Origin of the sequence: Massilia sp. KIM, assembly GCF_002007115.1 — a bacterium.
In the GTDB taxonomy this organism is placed as follows: domain Bacteria; phylum Pseudomonadota; class Gammaproteobacteria; order Burkholderiales; family Burkholderiaceae_D; genus Telluria.
On record NZ_MVAD01000002.1, the window covers coordinates 723,157 to 739,858 of the forward strand.

At 69.7% G+C, this 16,702-nt stretch carries 13 protein-coding genes; 9 read left to right on the plus strand and 4 right to left on the minus strand.

The window, feature by feature from the left end; translation table 11 throughout:
* Positions 1-4 precede the first annotated feature (4 nt).
* The 4 genes from B0920_RS17930 (at position 5) to B0920_RS17950 (ending at position 5,410) form a co-directional block, all read left to right on the plus strand.
* Positions 5-460 carry a hypothetical protein gene (locus B0920_RS17930; RefSeq protein ID WP_078034016.1) on the plus strand — a complete coding sequence of 152 codons (456 nt, stop codon included), beginning with the start codon at positions 5-7 and terminating at the stop codon, positions 458-460.
* Between the two features lie 21 nt (positions 461-481).
* On the plus strand, positions 482-4,102 hold the full coding sequence (locus B0920_RS17935) for a tubulin-like doman-containing protein (protein WP_078034017.1): 3,621 nt from the start codon (positions 482-484) through the stop codon (positions 4,100-4,102).
* A 405-nt stretch (positions 4,103-4,507) separates the two neighbouring features.
* Positions 4,508-4,960, plus strand: coding sequence for a hypothetical protein (locus B0920_RS26035; protein ID WP_179119216.1), 453 nt, complete (start codon positions 4,508-4,510; stop codon positions 4,958-4,960).
* A gap of 159 nt (positions 4,961-5,119) precedes the next feature.
* Positions 5,120-5,410, plus strand: coding sequence for a hypothetical protein (locus B0920_RS17950; protein WP_229455718.1), 291 nt, complete (start codon positions 5,120-5,122; stop codon positions 5,408-5,410).
* Between the two features lie 10 nt (positions 5,411-5,420).
* Here B0920_RS17950 and B0920_RS17955 read toward each other — a convergent pair whose 3' ends face one another.
* Complete coding sequence (locus B0920_RS17955; RefSeq protein ID WP_078034019.1) at positions 5,421-7,499, minus strand: diguanylate cyclase; 2,079 nt, start codon at positions 7,497-7,499, stop codon at positions 5,421-5,423.
* Positions 7,500-7,769: 270 nt separating this feature from the next.
* Between B0920_RS17955 and B0920_RS17960 the strand changes: the two genes are divergently transcribed.
* Positions 7,770-8,525, plus strand: coding sequence for a DUF2243 domain-containing protein (locus B0920_RS17960; protein WP_078034020.1), 756 nt, complete (start codon positions 7,770-7,772; stop codon positions 8,523-8,525).
* Between the two features lie 12 nt (positions 8,526-8,537).
* Here the strand turns inward: B0920_RS17960 and B0920_RS17965 are convergent, their stop codons facing one another.
* The 3 genes from B0920_RS17965 to B0920_RS17975 all read right to left on the minus strand — a co-directional run bounded on the left by B0920_RS17965 (position 8,538) and on the right by B0920_RS17975 (position 13,003).
* Complete coding sequence (locus B0920_RS17965) at positions 8,538-10,346, minus strand: ABC transporter ATP-binding protein (RefSeq protein WP_229455720.1); 1,809 nt, start codon at positions 10,344-10,346, stop codon at positions 8,538-8,540.
* The gene (locus B0920_RS17970; protein WP_078034021.1) at positions 10,333-12,090 is read right to left on the minus strand and encodes an ABC transporter ATP-binding protein; all 1,758 of its coding nucleotides are present in this window, start codon (positions 12,088-12,090) and stop codon (positions 10,333-10,335) included. Before B0920_RS17970 ends, B0920_RS17965 begins: the two co-directional genes overlap by 14 nt.
* A gap of 88 nt (positions 12,091-12,178) precedes the next feature.
* A complete protein-coding gene (locus B0920_RS17975; protein WP_179119217.1) occupies positions 12,179-13,003 on the minus strand; it encodes a phasin family protein in 825 nt (274 codons plus the stop codon).
* A gap of 199 nt (positions 13,004-13,202) precedes the next feature.
* Between B0920_RS17975 and B0920_RS17980 the strand changes: the two genes are divergently transcribed.
* The 4 genes from B0920_RS17980 to B0920_RS17995 all read left to right on the plus strand — a co-directional run bounded on the left by B0920_RS17980 (position 13,203) and on the right by B0920_RS17995 (position 16,684).
* Positions 13,203-14,504 carry an amidohydrolase family protein gene (locus B0920_RS17980; protein ID WP_078034023.1) on the plus strand — a complete coding sequence of 434 codons (1,302 nt, stop codon included), beginning with the start codon at positions 13,203-13,205 and terminating at the stop codon, positions 14,502-14,504.
* A 63-nt stretch (positions 14,505-14,567) separates the two neighbouring features.
* Entirely contained in the window at positions 14,568-15,095 is a 528-nt protein-coding gene (locus tag B0920_RS17985) for a GNAT family N-acetyltransferase (RefSeq protein ID WP_078034024.1), read from the plus strand.
* A complete protein-coding gene (locus B0920_RS17990) occupies positions 15,095-15,607 on the plus strand; it encodes a GNAT family N-acetyltransferase (protein ID WP_179119218.1) in 513 nt (170 codons plus the stop codon). The genes B0920_RS17985 and B0920_RS17990 overlap by 1 nt, the downstream gene beginning before the upstream one ends.
* A gap of 84 nt (positions 15,608-15,691) precedes the next feature.
* Positions 15,692-16,684 carry a diacylglycerol kinase family protein gene (locus tag B0920_RS17995; RefSeq protein WP_078034026.1) on the plus strand — a complete coding sequence of 331 codons (993 nt, stop codon included), beginning with the start codon at positions 15,692-15,694 and terminating at the stop codon, positions 16,682-16,684.
* Positions 16,685-16,702: the final 18 nt, after the last annotated feature.

The following is a 16,702-nucleotide window of genomic DNA, read 5'->3' on the forward strand; positions in this document are numbered from 1 at the left end:
AGAAATGCAAGGAACCCAGGCTCCCGCCGCTCCCTCGCCCGCCGATCCCGGCTTCAAGCTGCCGGAGGAATCGGCCTCGCCCCAGGACTCGCTGCCGCAGACCAGCCCGGAGACCGCCGGCCGCCCGCTGGAAGTGGTGCCGCCGCCCGAGGGCGCGGCCGCGGCCACCGACACCTCGACCCGCGACCTGGCGATCGGCGGCGTGGTGTTCCTGATCCTGCTGGTCGTCTACTTCTTCGTCCGCAACGCCTACGTGCACCACCTGGTGGTGCGGCGCGTGTCGCCCTCGTCGGCGGGCAGCGCGGGCTGGCTGCTGTTCGTGGGCCTGGGCTTTTTGTCCGCCGCGGCGGTGCTGGCGATCATCAACGCCAGCAAATTTCTGACCTTCGCCGTCACTGGGCCGCTCGTCGCGGTCGGGCTGGTGGCCCTGGTCGCGGCGCTCTTCATCGGCCGCCGCTGACGCCTACCTGACGAGACCATCATGGCAGAATTCCCCAACCCTTCCGCCCTCAACCCCAAGACCGAACTCAAGGTCGACCTGCGCCCCACGCTCTTCATCGGCGCCGGCGGCACCGGCATGGAAGTCATGATGCGCATCCGCCGCCGCATCCTGTCGGCGGTGTGGAACCGCCACCAGCCGACCCGGGTCGAGTCCATCGGCGACTTCCCGGTGGCGCGCTTCCTGCACTTCGACCTCGACAACAATGCGGTGATCGACGAGGGCAAATCGCAGCGCACCGACCCGTGGTACGAACTGGTGCGCCTGTCGGACGAGGAACGCCTGGTCGAACCGCTCGACCTGCCGCAGTACCACGAATCGGACGACAGCCTGGCGCGCTTCCCGCTGATCGAGAACTGGATGCCGCTGCGCCCCAAGAAGCTGCGTTCGCTGGGCATCGACCCCTCCAAGGGCGCGGGCCAGATCCGCGCGCTGGCGCGGCTCTACCTGTTCGACAAATACCCCAAGCTGCGCGGCCGCATCAAGGGCGCGCTGAACTTCCTGAGCAGTAACGCCGGCATCGAGCGCAAGGAGAATTACCAGCGGCTCGGCCTGCAGGTCGACACCTCCAAGTTCCGCATCGTCGTCATCGCCTCCTGCGCCGGCGGCACCGGCGCCGGCAGCGTGATCGACCTGGGCTGGTTGGCCAAGGCGATCGCGCGCCAGGAGGTCTCGGACAGCCAGGTCGACCTGGTGCTGCTCATGCCTTCGGGCTTCGCCAAGGCCAACAAGGAGCGCACCGAGGCCAATGCCTACGCCACCCTGATGGAGCTGGAGACGGCGATGCGCGACATGAACGCGCGCGTGCACTGGATGGAGCCGGACAGCATCGCCGGCAGCGGCGCGCCCTACGACGACGTGTATTTCGTCGACACCGCCAACCTCGCCAACAAGGCCACGCTCGACGTCAAGGACGTCTACCAGATGGTGGCCGACACCCTGTTCGAGGACTTCGCTTCGGCCGATTTCGCCAACCGCAAGCGCTCGGTGGCGGTCAACCAGCAGCAGCACAAGCTCGGCCCCTACAATCCGAAGGTGCCGGAGCAGCGCTTCGGCGACATGCGCCTGTCCTATTCCAAGGTCTATTCCAGCTTCGGCCAGGCGGTGCTCGACACCCAGCAAAGCCTGCATGAGGACATCCGCGCCTACGAGCTGGCCGGCCTGATGGTGAAAGCCTTCTTCGGCCTGGTATCGGCCGACGGCACGGCCGCGCGCCGCGCCGGCGACGCCGAGCGCGACAGCTTCATGCGCGAGCAGATGGACATGGCCGAGCGTCCCTTCGACGAGTTCCCCGACTTCCGCAAGGGAACGGTCGACGTCACCGCCTTCCCCGAGTACACGCTCACCCACACCCTGCTGCTGGACCGCGACGGCCGTTCGCTGCTGGAGCGGGTCGAGAGCAAGGTGCAGCTCGAGGTCGACCGCATCATGGCTTCCTACGACATCAAGCTGTGGCGCGAGAAGGTGGCCGAGCTGCTGCCCAACCTCGAGCGCGACGCAATCCGCGAGGCCGGCGCCACCGCCGAGACCAGCGAAGACCGCATCAAGCGCCACACCGGCGAACTGACGGCGCGCCTGAAGACCAGGGTGCGCGACCGTTTGTATGCGCTGCTCGACGACCGCAAGCAGGGCGGGCTGGAATTCGTGCTCTCGCTGCTGGAGCAGGTCAAGGCGCGCCTGCTGCAGCGCGACCTCGGCAACGCCGAGCGCAATGGACGGCGCTACCGGGACATCCGCGACGCCCTGCGCACCCGTCAGGTCGAGGAATCGCTCAACAACCTGTCGCAGGCCGCCGGCCGCCTGTTCGGCAAGGAGCCCCAGGCGCGCGAGGTGATGAACCACCTCAAGCGCGACATCGCCGACTACCTGCGCTTCCACCTGCTGGCGGTGAGCGCCGGCCAGGCGATCGAGGTGATGCGCAACCTGTCGGCCTGGCTGGGCGACCCGCAGAGCACCGACGAGCAGGGCAACGCCCAGTGGAGCGGCGTCGCCGGCGAATTCCAGGAGGGCAGGCGCCAGGTCCAGGCCATGCTGGCGGCGGCCGACCAGCGCATCGGCCAGCTGCGCGCCGACGCGCGCCAAGAGCACGCCACCTACATCAAGCTGGCGGGGGAGGGCGTCCCGCCGCCGCTGCGCCTGACGGGCGACGTCAGCGCCTGGAGCGAAGAGGTGCTGCTCGAATTCGGCGGCTCGGCGCGCCTGTTCCCGCAGCTGGGCGACGAGCGCCTGCGCTCGCAATTGCTGCTCAAGCTGTTCCGCCGCGCCCAGCTCCAGCTATCCAGCCAGGAGCTGGCCCGGCCGGAGCCGGTCGACCCGCTGCTGGAGCGCCTCGGGGCCTTGTCGCCGCAGGAGCGCCAGCGCGTGTTCGCCGAGTGGATACGCAGCGCCATGCCCTGGGTGAACGCGCGCTTCTCGGCCGAGTTCACGCCCGCCGCCGACCAGTTCAAGTGCTTCATCGGCGTGGGCGACGTCGGCCAGTGGCGCAAGATGGAAGCCGAGATCCGCGCCGCCGTGCCGACCGGGTACTTCCACGGCGACCTGGTCTCGATCGTCAACACCGGCATGCACGGGCGCGCCGTCTGCTACATCGAGCTGTCGGGCTACCCGATGACGGTGCTGCGCGGCCTGCCGACCTGGCGCGCCTCCTACCAGATCGAGAACCCGAAGATCCCGACCCACCTGCATTTCGACGCCACCCGCTTCCGCCACCCGATCTCGCCCTCGATGGATGAACTCAACCGGCTGGCCGACGACTACGAGTGGTTCCTGCAGGCGATCGCGCTGGGCGTCATCCGCCGCAAGCCCGACCTGGGCGACCGCGAAGCCAGCTTCCAGCCGCGCGGGCAGTACGTGTTCGAGGTCGAGCCGGGGTCCGGCGAGTGGCTACAGATCGGCAACGAATACGCGATCCGCTCCAACGGCCTGCCGCCCTACTACCGCGAGCAGGTGATCGCGGCGGTGCAATCGCGCCTGGCGAACATGGGGCCGCAGCAGATGGCCCTCCTGGCCACCCTGATGCGCCACTACCAGCTGCGGGTCTACGAGCCGCGCCTGGAAGTCGACGAGACCGGCGCGCAGCTGCCTTCGCCCTCGCTGCCCAACATCACCGCGCGCCGCCTCTACGACCAGTGGATCCGGCGCGCCCAGGCGGCCGACCCGGGGCTGTCGCCGGTCCAGATCGAGGCGGCGCTGGCCAACATCGGCCTGTGGACCGAGACCGTGCTCGGTTCCGCGGGCGACGCCTACAGCTGGGAAGTCGAGCGTCCGGTCGACAAGCGCGTGATCCTGCCCGAGGTGCTGGCCGGCGAGGACAGGGCGGGCGAGGTCCTGCAGCGCAAGGCCGCGCCGCAAGCCGCCATGCCGGCGGCGGGCGCGGGCCGTTACAAGCTGTTCGTGAACGGCGCCCAGCGCGGACCATACACGGTGGCCGAGATCGCCCAGCAGGCGGCGCGCGGCGAGATCGACCACGCCACCCGCGCCTGGGACATGCGCTGGAACCCGAAGCAGGACACCTGGAGCACGGTGGGCGCGCTGCCGGAACTGGCGGCCGTGCTGGGCGAGGCGATCCCCGACCCCGACGACGGCATTCCGGACCCGCAGTAAAAGGACGGCATGGCTGAGAACGACGACTCTTACCGTTGCGTCAACCCCGGCTGCGGCCGGGCCTTCCCGCGCCGGGTGAACTTCTGCCCCTGGTGCGGCGCGGCCCAGCAGGCGGCGGGCGCGCCCGCGCCATCGCCGGCGGCGCCACACGCGGCCCCGTCGCCGCTTGCCAAGCCGGTCGCGCCGGCCGCTGTGGCTGCGGCGCCGGCCGCGCAGGCCGCGGTCCCGCCGCCGCCGTCGCCGCCACCAGCGCCGCCGCCAGCGCCGCCACGGGCAGCGCCCCCGCCTTCGCCACCACCTCCGCCACCACCAGCGCCGCCGCGCTCGCCGCCGCCGCCGCCGCCACCGCCACCGCCCCCGCCGCCGCCCAGGCCGGCGCAGCAGCAACAGCCGGGCCGCCGCCCGGTGCGCCTGCGCTGGTGGGCGCTGGCCCTGGCCGTGCTGTGGGTGGTCTGGCTGATCGCCAAGCCGTCCAAGGCCCTGATCGAGCGCCGCATGGACAAGGCGGTGGCGCTGGCAACGGAATGCAAGGCGCGCGAAGCCCAGGACGAGCTGATCGCGCTGCGCTCTACCCGCGCCACCCAGCAGCAGTTGAAGCAGGTGCAGCAGTCGCTGAACGAGGCGGCGGCGGCCTGCACCCGCGCCGAGCGGCGGCGCGAAGCCTGGTTCGAGACGCGCGGCGCGATCCAGAAGCTGATCAAGGCCGATGCCTACGACAAGGCGCGGCAGCGGCTGGCCGCGTTCACGAAACGCTGGGGCGAGGACGAGGAGACGAGGGCGCTGCGCAAGCGCATCGACGAGGGGCGGCGCGAGCATCCGCTCGCCGATCCGTCGCGCGGCGACCCCGATGCGCGTTAGTGATGTGGCGCCTCGCGCCTGTCACCCGTACACGTCGCACCGGCGCAGGCCGGTGCCCAAGTTGCTAGTTTTGTGGCAGTGCATGCAAACTTGGGCACCGGCCTGCGCCGGTGCGACGGTTTTACAGCTGACGACCACATGAAACCGAGGAGGGTACAGATGAAAGCGATGATGGTGGGCACGCTGATGGCGCTCGCCGTGCTGGCCGGCTGCGGCCGCGACGACGAGGGCATGGGTCCGGCCCAGAAGGCGGGCAAGGTGCTGGACGAAGCGGGAGCGCGGGTGTCGGACACGGTGCAGGACGAACTGGCCAAGGCCGACCGCGCCACCGAAGAGGCGCGCGACAAGGTCAAGGACGCGACGCGCGACGCCAGCCGGGAGCTGGACAAGGCCAAGGAGGAACTCGGCCGCCGGGTCGAGCGCGCCGGCGAGAAGATGCAGGCGAACTAGAGGTTCGGCCTCAGGCGCTGACGACCCGCAGTTCCTTCCACTCGCCGCCCAGGACCACCGACAGGTCGACCTGGCCGGCGCGCCAGGCCTGTTCCAGGTTGCGCTCGATCTCGTCGATGCAAGCCTTGTGCGGGTCGGCGAAGCCGCGCACGCCGTAGGCGCGGTTGCGGCCGTGCGACTTGGCCAGGTAGAGCGCCATGTCGACGAGGTTCACCACCCGTTCCCAGGCCAGCATCTGGGCGCCGACCGCGATCGGGAAGGGGGCAAAGCCGATCGACACGTGGACCGTCAGCGTGCCATCGCCGTAGGGGATGCGGATCTCGGACACGCCGTTCAGGATGCGCTGGGCCACCTCGTCCAGCCCGCCGCGCGGGATGGTCGGCAGGTAGGCCAGGAATTCTTCGCCGCCCCAGCGCACGATCATGTCGGTCTCGCGCAGGATCTCGCGCAGGCCGTTGGAAATGGCGGTCAGCACCGCGTCGCCGGCCGCGTGGCCGTGGGTGTCGTTGATGTGCTTGAAGTGGTCGACGTCGAGCAGGAACAGGGCGCCGGTCTGTTCCTCGTGCAGGCAACCGGCTCCGCTGGCGGGCAGGCTGCGCATGAATTCGAGGAAGTGGCGGCGGTTGTACAGGCCGGTCAGCGGGTCGCGCACGCTCTGCTGCTTGAGTTCGCGGTTCTTCTCGTGCAGCGCGGCGTTGGCGTGGCGCACCTTGCGGTACAGGAGGCCGACCACGGCCGAGGCCAGCGCAAACACCAGGGCCAGCAGCCACCAGATGCGCTGCTGCAGGCGGCGGTTGTCGATCTCGGCCGACTTGACCTGGTTCTCGCTGCGCAGCAGCTCGATCTGGCGCTGCTTCTTGTCGGCCTCATATTTCTGTTGCAGGTCGAGCATGGCTTCCTGGCGGCGCTGCTCGAACAGTTCGTTCGAGAGCTTGCGCTCGCGGTGGTAGGCGCGCAGCGCCCCGGCCAGGTCGCCGGCGCGTTCGAGCGCGCTGCCGTATTCCACCAGCACCGCCTGCAGCTCGGGCTTGGCGCCGGAAGCCTCGTAGCCCTGCATGCCGATTTCCATCTGGCGCTTGCCTTCGGCCAGGCGGCCCAGGCCCATCAAGGCCTGGCCCAGGTTCAGGCGCGCGGTCGTCTCCAACCCCGGGTCGTTGAGGCGGCGCGCGGCCTCGATGGTCTGCTCCGCATAGCTGGCGGCGTTGCGGAAGTCGTGCATCTTCAGATAGCAGTCCGACAGGTTCACCAGCGAATAGGCGACCATCGAATGCGCGCCGATCTGGCGCTCGAGCGCGATGCCATGCTGCAGCGCACGCAGCGCGCGCTGGTATTGTTTGGTCTCGATGGCCAGGCCGTACTCGGCGCTCTTGAGCGTGGCCATGCGGCCCGGCGAATTGGTCTTGAGGGCGATGGTCGTGGCTTCTTCCAGCAGACGGAAGCCCTTGTCGAACTCGCGCATGGTGCCGTACAGGCGCACCAGCGCATTGAGCGCCATCACCACCTGCACCGGGTCGCCTTTCTCGCGCGCCATCGCGGCGGCCGATTCGAGGCGCTCCAGCGCCACCGGCAGGTTGCCGTCTTCGGCATACGACTCGCCGGACGAGATGGTGGTGCGCAGGCGCAGGTCGAAGTCCTGGGTGGTCTTGGCCAGCCTTTCCGCTTCCCAGATCAGGCGGTGCGACTCGGCCAGGCGGTGCTCGCCGAAGGCGATGTAGCCCTTGCGCAGCGTGCCCTTGGCCAGCGCCGCATTGTCCTGGTGGGTGCGCCCCAGTTCGATCAGTTCATTGGTGGTGGCCAGGGCCAGCGCGTCGTGGCCGAGCGCGTACTGGGCGGCGGCGAGCTGGTTCAGGAATTCGGTGCGCTCGGGCAGCGGCGCCGCCCGTCCCTCGGCGTCGATCGCCTGCAGCATGGGCAGGGCGCGCTCGGGAATGAAGCGGTTGACTTCGCGGATCTCGGCCAGGCGCTGGGCCAGCGGCGTCTGCGCGCCCGGATCCGCCTGCGCCGGCAGCACGCAGAGCGAGGCCCACAACGACGCGGCAAGCGCGAGGCTGCGTGGACGCTTCAGGACGCGGAGCAGGGCGGCGGACATGGGTCGGTCTCTTGGCGTCGGCCTTCAACCGACGAAGTGGAGTCGGACCAATTATAGGGTCGTTGCAGCTCAGCAATTCCACTTTCTCATCAATTGTCACCAAAAAGACACATACCAGTGTCAGACCGGCCAGGCGGCCCTTTCTCCGCTCTCCACAGTCCACCCCGGTCCGGGGCCAGGCACGCGTGCTTGCCGCGCTCCCGCGAAGCCGGCGTCGCGCGCCGCGCCCGCGCCCTATACTGGCCCTTCTCAGACGCGAGGAGGCCAAGGATGTGGAAATCACCATGGACGACATGGGGCGCGGCGCTGGGCTTCGCGCTCGGCGGCTTCTTCGACGGCATCCTGCTGCACCAGATCCTGCAATGGCACCATCTGCTCAGCCTCGTGCCCGGCCTGGACGACCTGCGCACCCAGGTGCTGTGGGACGGCTACTTCCACCTGTTGATGTACCTGGTCGCGGCCCTGGCCCTGTGGCGCCTGTGGCGCACCGGGCGTGAGCGCGGCGTCGCCTGGGGCTGGCCGCTGGCGGGCGCGCTGCTGGTCGGCTTCGGGGTCTGGCACCTGATCGACGCCGTGCTCTCGCACTGGCTGCTGGGCATCCATCGCATCCGCATCGACAGCGCGAACCCCCTGGCATGGGACCTGGCCTGGCTGGCCGCCTTCGGCCTCGTCCCCCTGGTCGCCGGCTGGAGGCTGCTGCGCCAAGGCGGGCCGGAGCTGCGCGGCTCGGCCACCACCATGCTGCTGCTGTGCGCCTTCACCGGCGGCGCCGGCGCCTGGGCGCTGCGCACGCCGCCCGGCGTCCCGGCGCAGACGGCGACCGTGGTGTTCCAGCCCGGCGCCACGCCCCGGGAGGTCCTGGCCGCGCTGGACGCGGTCGACGGCCGCCTGGTGTGGAGCGACCGCGCGATGGGCGTGGTGGTGGTGGCGGTGGACGAGGCGCGGCGCTGGGAGCTCTACCGCCACGGCGCCCTGCTGGTGAGCGGCACCGCGCTGGCGGCCGGCTGCCTCAATTCCAGCCGCTAGCGCAGGAAGCGCTCAGGCCTTGTCGCCGTCCGGCACCGCGATCTGCTGGAGCAGGTAGAGCCGCTGGTAGAGGCCGCCCTCGATGCGCATCAGCTCGTCGTGCGCACCGGCCTCGCTGATCCTGCCGTGGTTGAGCACGATGATGCGGTCGGCCTCGCGGATGGTGGACAGGCGGTGCGCGATGGCGACGATGGTCACCTGGCCGCGCAGCTCTTCCAGCGCCTGCTGCACGATTTGCTCGGTGGCGCTGTCGATGCGCGAGGTGGCTTCGTCCAGCAGCAGGATGCGCGGCTGGCCGGCCAGGGCGCGCGCGATCGCCACCAGCTGTTTCTGGCCCGACGAGAGGCGCGAACCGCCTTCGCCCAGCTGGGTCTCGTAACCCTGCTCCAGCGCGGCGATGAACTCGTGCGCATGGGCGGCACGCGCCGCCGCCTCGATCCGTTCGAGCGGCAGGCCGCGACCCATGTCGATGTTCTCGCGCGCGCTGGCGGCGAGGATGAAGGGATCCTGGGGCACCAGCCCGACCTCGTTGCGGAAGCGCTCGTTGCCGATGGCCGCCAGCGGCAGGCCGCCGATCTCGATGCTGCCCTTGTCGGCCGTGTAGTAGCGCAGCAGCAGCGAGAGCAGGGTCGACTTGCCGCTGCCAGTGTGGCCGACGATGCCGAAGAAGGCGCCCTGCGGGATGTCGAGCGAGAGATCGTGCAGCACCGGCTGGCCCGGTACGTAGGCGAACTCCAGGTGGCGCACCCGCACCGCCGGCGCCTCGGGATCGTGGGCAAGCTCGGTGCCGACCCGGCCGGCCGCATGCTCGGCCGCGCCTTCCTCGTCGAGCAGGGCGGCCACGCGCGAGGTGGCCACCACCGCCTGCTGCAGGCCGCTGAACTGCATCGTGATCTGGATCAGCGGCTCGACCACGCGCGCGATGTAGCTGATGAAGGCGTACAGCACGCCCACCTCGACCGCGTTCATCTGCCGCTGGCCGAAGCCATAGATGACGATGGCCAGCAGCACCACGTTGAGCAGGTCGAGCGCGGGACGCAGCAGGAAGGCGTTGGCCTTGAGCTCGGCCAGGCGCGCGTGGTAGTGGCTGCGGTTGGTGGCCAGGAAGCGCTCGCCGAAGCGGCCCTCGGCATTGCTGGCCTGGAGCACGCTCATGCCGCCGATCGACTCGGCCATCTGGCCGTTGATGTCGCTGCGCAGGGCGCGCGCGCGGGTCACCGCGGGCGCCGACAGGCGCTGGTAGAGCCAGACGATGCCCAGCACCGCCGGCACCAGGGTCAGCACGATCAGCATCAGGCGCCAGTCCAGCCAGGCCATGGCGATCATGGTGCCGATCAGGACGATGGTGCTGTCGAGGATCACGAACAGCACCTGGATGAACAGGGTCTTGACCGCCTCGGTGTCGTTGGTGACGCGGCTCACCAGCTGGCCGGTGATGGCGCGGTCGAAGAAGGCCATCGGCAGGCGCAGCACGTGGCCGTAGACCCATTCGCGCAGGCGCTGCACCGAGCGCATCGCCACGCCCGAGAGGCGCACCAGTTGCAGGTAGCGCACCCAGCTCGCGATCCAGCCGGTCACCACCAGCCCGCCCAGCAGCAGGGCCATGCGTGGCCAGTCGAGATTGCGCGGGATCAGGTGGTCGTCGATCAGGGCCTTGCCCAGCAGCGGACCGGCCACTTCGAAGGCCGCGGCCAGCGCCAGCCACAACACCGCCCAGTAGAGGTGGCGGCGGTCGGGCTCGGCGGCGCGCCGCAGCAGCCCGAGCGCGCGCCGGCCCTGGCTGCGCAAGTCCTTCTTCTTGTCGTCCTCAGGCGGCGTCAATGCTGGCCTCCAGTTGTTGATAGCGCCACTGGCTGGCGTACCAGCCGTCCAGTTGCAGCAGTTCCTCGTGGGTGCCGGCTTCGACGATGCGGCCTTCGCGCAGCACGACGATGCGGTCGGCGCCGACCACGGCCGACAGGCGGTGGCTGGCGATGATGGCGGCGCGCTCGGGACGCGCCGCGCGCAGCTCGGCCAGGTGCTCGAGGATGCGGGTCTCGGTGCCGGTGTCGACCGCCGACAGGGCGTCGTCGAGCAGCAGCAGCGGGCTGTCGGCGAGCAGGGCGCGCGCGATCGCCACCCGCTGGCGCTGGCCGCCGGAGAGGGTGATGCCTTTCTCGCCCACCGGCGTGTCGTAGCCGTGCGGGAAGCGCAGGATGTCGTCGTGGATCGACGCCATCCTGGCCGCTTCCTCGATCTCGGCGCGCGAGGCGCCGGGGCGGGCCAGGGCGATGTTCTCGGCGATCGTGGCCGAGAACAGGAAGGATTCCTGGGGCACCCAGCTGGTCGCCGCGCGCAGGGCGGCCAGGCGGTAGGCCTCGAGCGGCTGGCCGGCCCAGCTCACCCGCCCGCGCTGGGGCGTGGCCTGGCGCAGCAGCACGCGCAGCAGGGTCGACTTGCCGGAACCGGTGGGGCCGACCAGGCCCAGGGTCTGGCCCGGCTGCAGGCTCACCGAGACCCCGTCCAGGGCCGGGCGCTCGGCGGCGCCGTGGCCGTAGCTGAAGCTGACCTGCTCCAGGCTGAGCGGACCCTTGCCGATGCGCTCCAGCGTGCCTTTGTCCTCGACCGTCAGCGGGGCGTCGAGCAGGGGCTGCAGGCGCGCCAGGCCGGCGCGGCCGCGCTCGATCAGGGACAGCACCCAGCCGGCCGCGAACATCGGCCAGATCAGCTGCCCCAGGTACATCGAGAAGCTGGTGAGCGCGCCCACCGTCAATTCGTTCTGCCACACCAGGTAGCCGCCCAGGCCGAGCGTCAGGCCGGTGGCGGCGGTCAGGGTCAGGCCCACCGCCGGTTCGTAGGCCGCTTCCCATTTCTGGGCCGTGAGGCTGGCCTTGGCGGCCTGGCCGGCCAGTTCGCCGAACTGGGCCGCGCTGCGCGTTTCCAGGCCGAGGGCGCGCAGGGTGCGCACGCCGCTCAGGGTTTCCTGCACGTGGTCGTTGAGGGCCGAGAAGCGCTTGAGGGCGTCGCTCTCGGCGGTGTGGATGCGGGTCGAGATGCGCCAGAAGGCGTAGGCCATCAGCGGGAAGGGCAGCAGGGCGATGGTGGCCAGGCGCCAGTCCACGCCCAGGGTCATGATGCCCAGCACCATCAGCAGGGTGAGGGTGCCGTCGAAGCCGGCCAGCATGGCTTCGCCGGCCGCCATCTCGATGGCGTCGATGTCGTTGGTGGCCAGGGCCATCAGGTCGCCGGTGCGCTGGCGCTGGTAGAAGGCCGGGCCCTGGCTGGCCAGGCGCGCGTACAGGCGGGTGCGCAGTTCGACGCCGAGGTTGTAGGCCGCCGAATACAGGCGGATGCGCCAGCCCACGCGCAGCACGTAGATCGCCACCCCCAGCCCGAGCAGCTGGGCCAGGCCGAGCATCAGGGCGTCCTGGTCGAGACTGTGCGCGGCCAGGCCGTCGATCAGTGCGCCGACCTTGCGCGGGATGAGCACCGTGCAGACGGCCACGCCCGCCAGCATCACCGCCGACGAGGCATAGGATTGCCAATGCCGGCGGACGAAGCCGCCGATCAGCCTTGCCAAACTCATGTTTATTCCCTGGGATGCGCCCGACCAATGAAAAAGCGGGCCGAAGCCCGCTAGTGTAGTCGGTTTGCAAACCGGGCGCAGCGCGCGATCACTTCTTGCGCTTGGCTCCCTGCTCGCCTCTGGGCGCCGGCACCGGCACCGCCGCCAGGTCGGCCACCGGGGCGGCGGCCGGGTGCGGCGCCACGGCCGCTTTCGGTGCACCCTTGCCGGCCGCGCGGGCGATCGGCTTGGGCTTGGCCACCGGCGCCGGCTCGTCCACCGGCGCGATGGCGTCGGCGACCACCGCCGGCTCCTCGGCGCCGACGTGCTCCTGCACGTAGGCGGCCAGTTGTTCCGACTCGGCCTTGACGGCGTCGCTCACCGCCGCGGCGCCTTCGGCCACGGCCTCGGTTGCGGCTTGCACCGATTCCTGCGTGGATGCGGCGACCGTCTCGGCGGCCTGGGCGGCCGGCGCGCTCACCTCGGCCACGGCCTGCTCGACCGCAGCGACGGTGGCGGCCGTCTCGGCTTCGGGAGCCGGAGCCGAAGGAGGAGCCGAAGCGGGAGCAGAAGCGGGAGCAGAAGCGGGAGCCGAAGCGGGCGGCGCCAGCAGGGGCGCGGCGGCCGGGCGCACCGCATAAGGCTGGGCGCCGGCGACGATGCTGAACAGCTCGCGGCTGTACGAGAACAGGCTGCGCACCTGGTCCTCGGCGTGCTCGCGCAGGGCCGCCAGATCGGCCGGGCCGCTGGCGGCGATCAGCTGGCGCACCGCCTGGGAAGAGCGCTCGACCGAGTCGCGCGAGGTGGAGAGGTTCAGGGCGATGACCCGGCTGGCGCTGTCGAAGGCGCGCGTCGTCAGGTGACGGAACAGGGTGAACTGGGCCTCCAGCTGGGCGCTGCGTGCTGCGGACAATTGCTCGGGAAGTGAAGTCATGAGATTTCCTTGTCGGTCAAATATGGCGCACTGCAATATTCCTAGTGTATCCATGATTGTGGCTTGTTGCAACGCACAATCATAAACAATTATTTAAGGATATTATTGCGTTGCAGCATTAATTTCTGGTTTGCTTGTGAACACGGCCACATCGGGCGCCGAATCGCTACAATCGGCTATCCCCATTACAGGAGTGTGCATGGAGCTCGTCCTACGCAACGCCACCTTGCCGGACGGCAGGACCGGCATCGACATCGGCATCGCCGGAGGGCGCATCGCCGCCGTCGAACCAAGCCTGGCCGCCCAGGGGGCGTGCGAGATCGCGCTCGACGGGGACCTGGTTAGCCCGCCTTTCGTGGACGCCCATTTCCACATGGACGCCGTGCTCAGCTATGGCCTGCCGCGCGTGAACCGCAGCGGCACCCTGCTCGAAGGCATCCAGTTGTGGGGCGAACTCAAGCCGCAGCTGACCCAGGAAGCGCTGGCCGAGCGCGCCATGCGCTATTGCGACTGGGCGGTGGCGCGCGGGCTGCTGGCGATCCGCACCCACGTCGACATCTGCGACCCGCGCCTGCTGGCCGTCGAGGCCCTGCTGGAGGTGCGCCGCCGGGTCGCCCCCTACCTCGACCTGCAGCTGGTGGCCTTTCCCCAGGACGGCGTCCTGCGCAGCCCGGGCGCCTTCGACAACCTGAAGCGGGCGATCGGCATGGGCGTCGACGTGGTCGGCGGTATCCCGCATTTCGAGCGCACCATGGCCCAGGGCGCGGAATCGGTGCGCCTGCTGTGCGAGTTCGCGGCGGAACAGGGACTGCGCGTGGACATGCACTGCGACGAGACCGACGATCCGCTGTCGCGCCACATCGAGACCCTGGCCTATGAAACCCAGCGCCTGGGCCTGCAGGGCAGGGTGGCCGGCTCCCACCTGACCTCGATGCACTCGATGGACAACTATTACGTGAGCAAGCTGCTGCCCCTGATCGCGGAAAGCGGCGTGGCGGCGATCGCCAATCCGCTCATCAATATCACGCTGCAGGGACGCCACGACAGCTATCCCAAAAGACGGGGGATGACGCGGGTGCCGGAATTGTTGGCCGCCGGGGTTGACGTTGCCTTCGGTCACGATTGCGTGCTCGATCCCTGGTACGGCATGGGCTCGGGCGACATGCTGGAAGTCGCCCACATGGGTTTGCACGTGGCCCAGATGACCGGGCTCGAGGCCATGCACCAGTGCTTCCTGGCGGTGACGGAAACCCCCGCGCGCATCCTCGGCCTTGAGGGCTACGGACTGGCGCCGGGCTGCCACGCCGACCTGGTGGTGCTCGACGCCGGCTCGACGGTCGAGGCGATCAGGCTGCGCGCCGCGCGCCGCCTGGTATTGCGCCGCGGACAGATCGTGGCCGAGTCTCCGCCGGCCCATGCGCGTCTCAGCCTGCCCGGCCGGCCCGGCGAAGTTGATTTCCGCATGGCATGCCAGACAATTAAAGACGCGCACGGTAGATGAAAAACCGGGCGGTTTGCGGCAGAATAGGTCGCTTTCAAGTTTGGTAACTTCCAGTCCACCGCCGTGAAAGACATCCAGATCCGCCCTGCCCAGGACGCCGATTTCGAGGCGATGTGGAGCATCTTCAGCGCCCACCTCGCAATCGGCGAGAGTTACCCCTTCACGACCGCCACTTCGCGCGAAGCCGGCCACCACTACTGGCTGGGAGCGGGCGTGTGCAGCTACGTCGCCACGCTCGGCAGCAGCCGGGTGCTGGGCATGTACCGCCTGGTGCCGAACCAGCCCGGGCGCGGCCACCACGTGGCCAATGCGTCCTACATGGTCAGCCCCTCGGCCCAGGGCGTGGGCGTGGGCCGCATGCTGGGCGAGCACAGCCTCGACGAGGCGCGCCGCCAGGGCTACCTGGCCATGCAGTTCAACCATGTGGTCAGCACCAACACCGCCGCCATCCGGCTCTGGAAGCGGCTCGGATTTTCGATCGTCGGCACCCTGCCGAAGGCCTACCGCCACAAGCGGCTCGGCTATGTCGACGCCTACGTGATGTACCAGTTATTGCACGACCCCGACCATTGGCCCACTTCGGATGAATGATGGACATTGCTAAGACCGAGAGACTACGCCTGCGCCTGATCGGCGAAGACGACGCCGAATTCTTCCTGCGCGTCATGAACGACCCGGATTTCGTCGCCTACGTGGGCGACCGCGGCCTGCGCACCCGCGCCGACGCGCTGCGCGCCCTGCGCGACGGCCCGCTGGCGATGCAGGCCGAGCGCGGCCATTCGCTCTACCTGGTCGAACGCCTGGAAGATGGCGCCCCTCTCGGTTTCAGCGGCCTGATCAAGCGCGAGACCCTGGAGGACGTCGATATCGGCTACGCCTTTCTGCCCGATTACCGTGGACACGGCTATGCGCTGGAAGCGGCCCGCGCGGTGGTGGGGCAGGCGCGCTCGCTCGGCATCCCGCGCCTGGCCGCGATCACCGCGCCGGACAACGCCGCCTCCATCGCCCTGCTGCTGAAACTGGGCATGCGCTTCGAGCGCAGCAAGGTCCTGGCGCCGGAGACCTCGCCGGTCAACCTCTACCTGCTCGAGCTGGCGGCGTGAAGCGTTGAACAGCGCACCGCCGCCTGGCGGCGGCGGTGTTAGGATGACGGCATTACCGACGACCTCCCCAGCCCACGCCACCCCATGCCGAACGCCGCCCCCGCACCCGATGCGCCCTTCTACATCGTCCTGAACGCCGGTTCCGGCCATGACGAGACCGAACTGCGCAAGTCGACGATCGAGGACGTGCTGCGCGGCGCCGGACGCGCCTGCCACCTGGAGGTGGTCCAGGACCCGTCCCGGCTGCAGGAGATCGCGCGCGCCATGGCCGCGCGCGCCAAGGACAGCGGCGGCATCCTGGTGGCGGCCGGCGGCGACGGCACCATCAATACCGTGGCCCACGAGGCGGTGCTGGCCGGCTGCACCTTCGGCGTGCTGCCCCAGGGCACCTTCAATTATTTCGGCCGCACCCACGGCATTCCCGAAGACCTGGCCGAGGCCGTGTACGCGCTGCTGCGCGCCCGGGTCCGGCCGGTGCAGATCGGCATGCTCAACAACAAGATCTTCCTGGTCAATGCCAGTGTCGGCCTCTATCCGGCCCTGCTGGAGGAGCGCGAGCACGACAAGCGCCAGTACGGCCGCAGCCGGCTGGTGGCTTTCTTTTCCGCGATCAAGATCGCCTTGCGCCCGCACCGCCACCTGCGCATCGAACTCGAGCTCGACGGCGAAGTGAAACGCATCCGTACCACGACCCTGTTCATCGGCAATAACCGGCTGCAACTGGAGCAGGTGGGGATGGATGGGCTGACCATGGCGGTCGAGGAGGGGGAACTGGTGGCGCTGGCGCCCAAGCCCATGGGCAAGCTCGGGCTGCTGGGCCTGCTGGTACGCGGGGCCCTGGGCCACCTGAACAGCGGCGACGACGTGATCGCCTTCGCCTTCAAGCGCATGACGGTGCGCACCCCGCGCCTGTATGGCCGCAAGCGACTCAAGGTGGCGGCCGACGGCGAAGTCAGCAAGATGGCGATGCCGATCGAATTCCGCGTGCTGGAAGGCCAGCTGGCGCTGCTGGTGCCGGGACCGGCGCGCAGCGCGGCCCGTCCCGACACCCAGGCGCGGCAGGCCGCCGCGTCCTAGGCGTCGGCGCGGCAAAAG